This window comes from Ectobacillus funiculus (assembly GCF_004138295.1).
Classification (GTDB): domain Bacteria; phylum Bacillota; class Bacilli; order Bacillales; family Bacillaceae_G; genus Ectobacillus; species Ectobacillus funiculus.
The window spans coordinates 1-7,831 of sequence record NZ_SCFM01000073.1 but is presented as its reverse complement, the minus strand read 5'-3'; the positions used below and the strand labels follow the sequence as shown (position 1 = coordinate 7,831).

General features: G+C 37.2%; 9 protein-coding genes and 1 pseudogene. 5 read left to right on the top strand and 5 right to left on the bottom strand.

Features of this window, described 5'->3' with window-relative positions; genetic code table 11:
• The first annotated feature begins 271 nt into the window (after positions 1-271).
• On the top strand, positions 272-694 hold the full coding sequence (locus EP737_RS23675) for a hypothetical protein (protein ID WP_205651009.1): 423 nt from the start codon (positions 272-274) through the stop codon (positions 692-694).
• Positions 695-1,032: 338 nt separating this feature from the next.
• Here EP737_RS23675 and EP737_RS23670 read toward each other — a convergent pair whose 3' ends face one another.
• Positions 1,033-1,890, bottom strand: a complete 858-nt coding sequence (locus EP737_RS23670) for a nucleoside-diphosphate kinase (RefSeq protein WP_129731644.1) — start codon at positions 1,888-1,890, stop codon at positions 1,033-1,035.
• A gap of 535 nt (positions 1,891-2,425) precedes the next feature.
• Between EP737_RS23670 and EP737_RS23665 the strand changes: the two are divergent.
• Together EP737_RS23665 and EP737_RS23660 are read left to right on the top strand one after the other, a co-directional pair.
• A pseudogene (locus EP737_RS23665) lies at positions 2,426-2,979 on the top strand (MerR family transcriptional regulator).
• Positions 2,976-3,221: a DUF3967 domain-containing protein gene (locus EP737_RS23660; RefSeq protein ID WP_129731642.1), complete on the top strand. Its 246-nt coding sequence runs from the start codon at positions 2,976-2,978 to the stop codon at positions 3,219-3,221. The pseudogene EP737_RS23665 and the gene EP737_RS23660 overlap by 4 nt, the downstream one beginning before the upstream one ends.
• Before the next feature lie 289 nt (positions 3,222-3,510).
• Here EP737_RS23660 and EP737_RS26670 read toward each other — a convergent pair whose 3' ends face one another.
• Both EP737_RS26670 and EP737_RS23655 read right to left on the bottom strand, forming a co-directional pair.
• Positions 3,511-3,639: a hypothetical protein gene (locus EP737_RS26670; protein ID WP_281278926.1), complete on the bottom strand. Its 129-nt coding sequence runs from the start codon at positions 3,637-3,639 to the stop codon at positions 3,511-3,513.
• Between the two features lie 128 nt (positions 3,640-3,767).
• Positions 3,768-3,962 (bottom strand): hypothetical protein, encoded by a 195-nt coding sequence (locus EP737_RS23655; protein ID WP_129731640.1) that lies wholly within the window; start codon positions 3,960-3,962, stop codon positions 3,768-3,770.
• Between the two features lie 530 nt (positions 3,963-4,492).
• Between EP737_RS23655 and EP737_RS26405 the strand changes: the two genes are divergently transcribed.
• Positions 4,493-4,879 carry a DUF4183 domain-containing protein gene (locus EP737_RS26405; protein WP_342772936.1) on the top strand — a complete coding sequence of 129 codons (387 nt, stop codon included), beginning with the start codon at positions 4,493-4,495 and terminating at the stop codon, positions 4,877-4,879.
• A 47-nt stretch (positions 4,880-4,926) separates the two neighbouring features.
• Here EP737_RS26405 and EP737_RS23645 read toward each other — a convergent pair whose 3' ends face one another.
• The gene (locus tag EP737_RS23645; protein ID WP_129731636.1) at positions 4,927-5,310 is read right to left on the bottom strand and encodes a DUF4183 domain-containing protein; all 384 of its coding nucleotides are present in this window, start codon (positions 5,308-5,310) and stop codon (positions 4,927-4,929) included.
• A 168-nt stretch (positions 5,311-5,478) separates the two neighbouring features.
• Positions 5,479-5,922, bottom strand: coding sequence for a hypothetical protein (locus tag EP737_RS23640; protein ID WP_129731634.1), 444 nt, complete (start codon positions 5,920-5,922; stop codon positions 5,479-5,481).
• A gap of 657 nt (positions 5,923-6,579) precedes the next feature.
• Between EP737_RS23640 and mobV the strand changes: the two genes are divergently transcribed.
• Positions 6,580-7,767 carry a MobV family relaxase gene (gene mobV / locus EP737_RS26765; protein WP_342772935.1) on the top strand — a complete coding sequence of 396 codons (1,188 nt, stop codon included), beginning with the start codon at positions 6,580-6,582 and terminating at the stop codon, positions 7,765-7,767.
• The last annotated feature ends 64 nt before the right edge of the window (positions 7,768-7,831 follow it).

The following is a 7,831-nucleotide window of genomic DNA, read 5'->3' as shown; positions in this document are numbered from 1 at the left end:
AGGTTGTCAAAGAACAAAAAGGGTGCCTTTAGCGACGATTCACCCAACGGTTCATCTCTTATCCAAAATGATACCGTAAAGGAGGAAATGCGGCATTGGAATGGTTTACTACGCAAAAACGCGCATTCCTCCCCGGCTTACTCATTGGGCTACGCCCTTCACATTCCTTGAAGTCGGGGTATCCTGCACGAAAAATCTGATGAACCCATCATCCACTAGGTTAATACCATGTAACGGAAGGGAGATGGAAAAAATGAATGGAGAAAGAAATATGTATAATGGTCATTATGGACACACAAATGCTTTTTATCAGTATTATCCATATGACTCTTATCCTTTGGTAATAGACGGCAGAAATATGGATATGAGTGGAGGGATAAGACCACAGCAGTCGCAACAACCACAGCAGTCACAACAACCACAGCAGTCACAACAACCACAGCAGTCGCAACAACCACAGCAGTCGCAACAATCACAGCAGTCACAACAATCGCAGCAGTGTCAGTGTGATGGAAGCGAAGCCCTTTGTGTTTCGATTCCAGTTCCAATTACAGTTGTTCTTTTTGGAACGAAACTCCAAGTTGAATTAGAGTGTCTTAAAATAACTTCCGAACAAGATATTACACCAGCATTGCAAAAATTGGTAAAGTCCCTTGGCGGTTTACTTGGAGGTTCAGGTAGCACTTCGTCTTAAAAATACAATTTTACTTATTTATTCAGATAATACTACAGTTCGTTCATACAGGGGCAAAGTAGACTAGAATAGCACTAAGCAACTCTTGCCCCATTGATTATTAGTTGGCTTTATTATCTCTTTATGTCTTATGATATTATGTATATCCTATACATATGAAGTTAACATAATCCCACATTATCGGGAGTCAATGTATTTAAGAGACTACCAAAAGCCCGCCAGTTAAGTGATCTGAAGGGCTTTTGTGTCCACATAATCAGGTGTTATTGGAAGTTCGACCGTTTAAAAAGATAAATCTTTATGGACGCTGGAACTATAACAAAAATGTGCTCATCCACTTAAAAATTTAACATTGTTGTTTTGAGCAAGCAGGTTTCCCATTTCGTAAGATTTAAATCCATTGCAGCGAACGCTTGAAACAGTGTATCGTAATCTATTTTTTCAAAATCCCGGTAATCGGTGATACACTTCAGCAATTCGTCTTCGTGAATGACATGATAAAACTTCGAGTATTCCTTCTTCAAAGTTTTGTACAGCCAGATTTCCTTTTCGGACTTGCTTACACTCATGGCCTGATAGTGCTTCTTATCAATATAGTCCCTATATTTTCTCTTCACTTCGGGATGTATGGATGAAGCTTGTATGCATTTCTTCTTGATACGGAAGTATATATCTGTAACATCGAGATTGAGATTGCGCTTCTTTTTTTGTTTAGGTAAGCAGGACGCACCTTGATGTATCGACCGTCTCAGCTCTTCATCCGTAAAAAACAATGCTGCTTCCTTTTTCGCAGCGCTTGTACAGTCTGAAGAATGAAATAGGTTAAATATCCTACTCATTGATCCAAACGTATGCCGTATTGTTCCTTCCTTTACTTTTTCAGGCCTGAAGTCACCCTTCCATTTTTGGGAAATCAGTTCAGAAACAGATTTGTATGGCGATTGTGGTGTGCCTTGAACCAGCACACATAAACTTTCTCCTAAACGAAAGAATTTAGATTTCAATTCCCACAGCTTAGGAGCATTCCTATATCCCTCCCAATATAAAAGCTTGCATAGATCCGGTGTAATAGTCACATATTTGCAAGCAAGAATTTGAAAGCCTTTTTGTCGCAGAAACGATAGAATTTCTTGTTCTAAATGTAAGTATACCGCGTCCGGTTTGCATATCACAAACCCTAAGTTGTCCCAATTCAATGTTTATATCTCCCTTTCACCTTGTGTAATAATAAATATATGGTAGAAAGGTAAATTGGCTTGTACACTTATACTCACTTGGTCTTGAATCGAAAGGTATTGGAACCTCCCAATACCAAAAGACACTGGATACGTATCAGTGCCTTGTTTGTATACCCTATACATGTGAGGTTAGCATAATCTCTCATTATCGGAAGTGCCATGCCCGAGGGAATCCGCATGATATCAACATTCTGTACGCGATCTAAAATTTCACGTTATACAAGATTCTATTCAGCGTAGAAGTAACAAGGATATGTGGATCCTTGCCCCGTTTATTTTCCGTCTTTTTTTGTATAAAATTAAAAGATTTAAACGCTATTATCGAGAAGTAACTACTATTCAGTTTTAAAAACGATACTAATTCCGAAATCAGATCGTTTTTAAAATCGGTTGTAAAATCCATTTTAAGTAATTTCCGATTTTGATAAAAACGTTGATATAACAGTGTTTTTCTAAGAAAAACCTTATTCCGATTTTTTAGGGAGGTTTAAAATTGGGAATAAAATCAGAAAGCTATACACCGAAAATCGTTGCCGATCGTTTAGGGGTTACCCCCGATTTATTAAAGGTATGGTCAAACGAATTCAATATACAGACTGAGCGAAGTCAAGGGGGACATCGTAGGGACTCTAAGGAAAATATTGAGGAATTAAAGGCAATTAAAGAAAAAATTCATGTCCAAAAATGGTCATATGATCAAGTAAGGGCATGGCGGAATGGAGAACTTGATTTATTTGTTGCAAAAGAAGAAAAATCGGAACTGGAAAAAAAGTTAGATGAAGTATTGGCCAATCAGCAATTACAAAATCATTTAATCAGGTATTAATTCAAAAGTTGCAGGAAATCACCGATGAATTAGTTACTACAAAAGAACATTTAGCCAATACGAAGACAAAACTAATCGAAGTGGAGCAAAAAAATAATAAACTAGAAACTTTTCTTGAGGAAAAGCTGGAAAAGCGAGATCAACTATTACTTGAAAATATTAGGAGTATGCAAAATCAGAAACAAAAACGGAAAGGTTTTTTCGGTTTATTTAAAGATTGATTTCATTAGGGATTCCCCTTGCGGGTTTGGACGGCGCCCAAGGTTTTTGGGATGAGTACTTAAAAGAAGTGATTCATAACCAGAAGAAAAAACAAACTCAAATAGAACATAATCGTTCTGACAAAGAAAACAAACGTGATGAACAACTCATGTCACTTATTCGCAATATGCAGGAAGCAAAGAAAATGATTGCAACCACAGAAGAAAAGAAAAGTTGGATCGCTAAATTACTTGGCAAATAAAAAAAGCAATGCCTATAAGAGGTATTGCTTTTTTTAAATATAAAATGTACCGTAGAAGTTTTTAAAATATATCCAGGGAACATGATAATGATAATGATGAACTGTTGTAGGATAATTGTGTGGATGATACGAAGTCGTGGGACTAGAAGCGCTGTGCCACGCATGCTGCGTACCAACAAATTGCCATAAAGGGACAGAAGGGACAACTCTCATAAAAACAGGATACATGCTTCACAATCCCCTATTTCTGATTATACGTAAACAGTTTGTTTGTAAAGTATGCAACATTTTATGCAAAAGAAGTATCTCCTGGTGATAAATTATTAATGGTTTTCTCAATAGATCCAACAGGTCTTAATCTCGTTTCCACTGTCACAGGTTTCGCAAGTGCGGGTATTACAATTAGTTGATCTAACAAATAAAAACCACCCGTGATCACGGGTGGTTTTTGATTACTCTCTTCCGTTTTCGTTAGTTATGTAAACTAACAATATTTAAAAAGGGACCCAAAAAGTCCCCTCTTTCTTGATATTTTTTGTTTTTACATTAATAGCCACCATGATATCCATAGTGAGGATATGGATAATAACCCACATGATGGTATGGATAATGATGGTGGTGATGTGGATAATAACCTACATGATAGTATGGATAATGATGGTGATGATATGGATAATAACTAACCGGGTATGGATGATGATAAGGGTATTGACTTCCGTAATACGGAGTTTGTCTTTCCATGTGTACGCCCTCCCTTTCCTCTAAAATTCTTAATTAAGATATGTGTCCAATATCTAAAAGGAAATAAGGTAAATACCTATCTAAGATAATTAAACCGTAACAAACCAAAAATCATATTACTCAAAAAGTAAGAGTTGTTTTGCTAAGATATTATGAACCAACTACCGCTAACACTGATTATGTGAACACGAATCCCCTCCAGGTTGCTTAACTGGAGGGGATTTTTGTAGGATCCTAGATACATTGAATTCCGATAATGCCGTGTTATATAAACCTGACATGTATAGGGTATTAATTAAATAATTCAGCCCTTTAATATTACATATGTTAGAATTAATTACAGTATATGGATTTAAGATAATTGAAATTTGTATGACAGCTATTTTCCTTCTAAGAGGAGAAAGGAGTGAAGAAACATAAATAGGGATTTATCTAATATAAAATTTATTATAAATGCAGATGGTGTTCCGTCGTTACAAGCTGGCCTACTATCTTCTCGTCCAATAAATCCTGAAACCGGAAGTTTATTTTTGGATACAAGAAACCGAATTTTTTATCGATTTAATGGAAAACGTTGGGAACCGCTAATTACATCTGTAAACCTAGGTTCAATAGGGACACCTGGACCGCCCAATCCTCCTGCTCCACCAAGACCAATACAAACAACTAATTTATTATACTTTACTCTTTCAGATGGACAAAAACGTGTTTATACAAATGATGATGCTCTAGCAGAATACGGAATAACCTATATATTGTCATCAAATGAAGTCTCCTATATTAATTTGTTTATTAATGGTATGCTTCAACCTATTGTTAATTACCAAGTTGAAAAAGGAAAACTTACATTGCTAACGGAAGATATTCCCGTAAAAGGAACTGTTATTATTATTCAATTTATTACAATTTATCAATAATAAAAAGTTCTTTTAATAAAGAACTTTTTTATTTTGAGACTTCTTAATTAAGTTGTTACAGTTGTTGTAGACGATGGAGCAAAACTTACTAGTTCTAACACAATAGGCGTACTAGTTGGAATTCCAGATCCGCCTGCAGGTACAGCAATAGCAAGTGATCCAACGCCAGTTGCACCCGGTGTATAAGTTGAAATACCATTCATTTGTAAAACACCGTTAATATAGACATTAAAGTAATTGTTATTGGCTGCTAATGAAGGAAGTGAAGTTACTGCCGTACCGTCATCTTGTAGAAAACTTGCAGCATCAATGGTTAATGTAGCTCCAGCAGCCGTTGGTGCCGTTGTTGTATGAAAAAATCTGGAATCTGTAGGAACAGTATCGGTTGTAGTAGAAGCAGTAACGAGAAGTTTCATAAGTTGAAGTGCCATATTTATATCTCCTTTCTTTATAAAATATTTTAATTATCATACTATTCTATGATCTTCTCATAAAAACTGTTTAGGATAATCAATATACATAACAATTAATTTCTCTAATTTTCGGTAGTTTCATTAGATTAGTTGAATATCACATCCCCATTTCGACAGTGGATGATCTTAAGGTATAACATGCTTTGCAATAATTGAACTAATCTGCTCCTTAGTTAGTATGTTAGTTCCAGCTATAGCTTCCAATAAAGCACCAAAACCTTGTAACCAATCGCCAGCTATTGCAATTTTTTGTCCTGCAGTTATGATATCTATTTCTTCCGTTCCATTCTTTACAGGGATTTGCTCTGATACCCCTATAGCTTCTAATAATTGCCCAATTGTTTGCATCCAGGAACCTAAAACAATGGTCTCTTCATCTTTTAGATTAGGATCACTTGGGTCACCATTTAATACTAATAATTGAGATAAAGCTGTAGATTCAATAACTTGACCAATTACCTGGATCCAGAGACCAAGGGCAACTTGCTTATCTAATTTTAATATCAAATCCCTGTTTTCTTCATGATTATTATCAATATTCTCTGATTCTTTGACTTCTTTTTCGTTCATTTTCCCTCAGCTCCATCCAGGATAATGTTGTTTTATCCATTACTATGCATTTAGGGCTAATTCCTTGCTTTTGGGCAGAGCATACCACATAGGCATGTAGAGTTATAGAGCAAGAACAACACAATAAAGCACCCAGTATAAGGAAAGACATGTAGAAGAAAAACTAAAGAACTTCCGCTAAGCGATTTTATGTTAACTAAACAAAGAGGCCTTGATAGGTCTCTTTGTTTTCTTTTATAGGGCTGTTCCCTTTTAATGATTGGAGGACAAGATCTTGGTAGTGTCAATGGTACCGGACCGGACCCGAAAGGGAACGGGAGGATAGGGAATTGACACGTTCACCCCACCAAAAACCTCTTGAAAAAAACCGAACCCCGTTCGGTTTACGCCTGCCGAAGGGGCATCCCTTCCAAGATTGGAAGGGTGGGGTTGGTTGATTTTTTTTATTGCGATCCAACGGGCTGCCGTTGGTCGTGGGGTGGTGGGGGAGCGAAATCCCCCGCGGTCTTGCCATGCGTGCAGGGCTCGGCGGAAGCCGAAAAAAAGCGTCGCAGACCCCACACTTTACGCAGTAAAGTATAGTGGGTTATACTTTACATGGAAGTTTTTGCCGAAATCTAACCCAAAAATAGAGGGTAAAACGAGGGGGACTCCTGCGTGAGTTTTGCGGTTTGCCGGATGCAAAAAATGAAATCTCATGACCTAAAAGGGATGCAGTTTCATAACCAGAGAGAACGTGAGAGTAAAACGAATCACGAGATTGATAAAAGTCGTTGCCATTTGAATTATGATTTGGTGAATCCCGAAAAGATTGATTATAACAAACGAGTAAAAGAGATCATCGAGATCCAGAAGACTGGAACACGGCAAACACGGAAAGATGCTGTTCTTGTAAATGAGTTACTTGTGACATCAGATAGAGGATTTTTTGACGGACTTGATGGGAAAGAGCAAAAGCGATTTTTTGAAGAAAGCTATAAGTTGTTTGCGGAACGTTATGGAGAGCGGAATATTGCTTATGCGACTGTACATAATGACGAGAAAACTCCCCATATGCACTTGGGGGTTGTGCCGATGCGTGACGGTAAACTGCAAGGGAAAAACGTCTTTAATCGGCAGGAATTGCAATGGATTCAAGATGAGTTCCCAAAGTATCTTCAGAAGAAAGGCTTTGACTTGCAGCGGGGAGAAAAAGGCTCTGATCGGGAGCATTTAACCACACAAGAATTTAAGGCCAAAATACTAAAGGATGAAATCAAAACATTAGAGGAGTCCATTAAGGACAAGAAAAGTCGCTTAAGCGACTTAGGTCAATCTTTAGACAAGGTTAAAAGCGTGGATGAGATTGAAGTAAAAGAACGAGGGGGTCTTATGCGCCCCAAAACGGTCGAGGTTGCGTTAGAAGACTTTGAGAATATTAAAGTACTAGCAAGGGCCTCAGAAACGCTCAGAGACGAAAACAAGAGCCTTAAAATCAAAAATGAAAAGTTGCAAAGTGATAAGGACACTGTGTCACTTGAAAGAGAATTGTTAAAGAGTGAGAATAGCGATTTAAAAAAAGACAAAGAGGAACTGCAAAAAGAGAATGACTTTTTGAAAAGAACGGTGGAAAAGGTTAAGGAATTTTACAAGGAAAAAGTTCCTGAACTTGCTTTCGCGTTTGGCTATCTCAAGGCTCGTATTCTAGATAAAGCAAAAGAAAAGCCGTTAACAAAGTATTTTGATAAAGATGAAATTGAGGGTGTTCAAAGATTCTTGGCAAGTAAACAAAAACAAATTGAAAAAGAGAAACTAGAAAAGCAACAAACTAGAAAGAGAGAGCGAGACCATGGACCAGAGCTTTAGAAAAAAGAGGCCGTCCCAAAAGGGAAGTAATGCCTCTTTTTGATCTGAAATGGAAAAATAGACC

Coding starts and splice junctions, on each gene's coding strand:
- EP737_RS23655 (WP_129731640.1), bottom strand. CDS start 3,962: ATGGAAAGACAAACTCCGTATTACGGAAGTCAATACCCTTATCATCAT.
- EP737_RS23640 (WP_129731634.1), bottom strand. CDS start 5,922: ATGAACGAAAAAGAAGTCAAAGAATCAGAGAATATTGATAATAATCAT.
- EP737_RS23645 (WP_129731636.1), bottom strand. CDS start 5,310: ATGGCACTTCAACTTATGAAACTTCTCGTTACTGCTTCTACTACAACC.
- EP737_RS23675 (WP_205651009.1), top strand. CDS start 272: ATGTATAATGGTCATTATGGACACACAAATGCTTTTTATCAGTATTAT.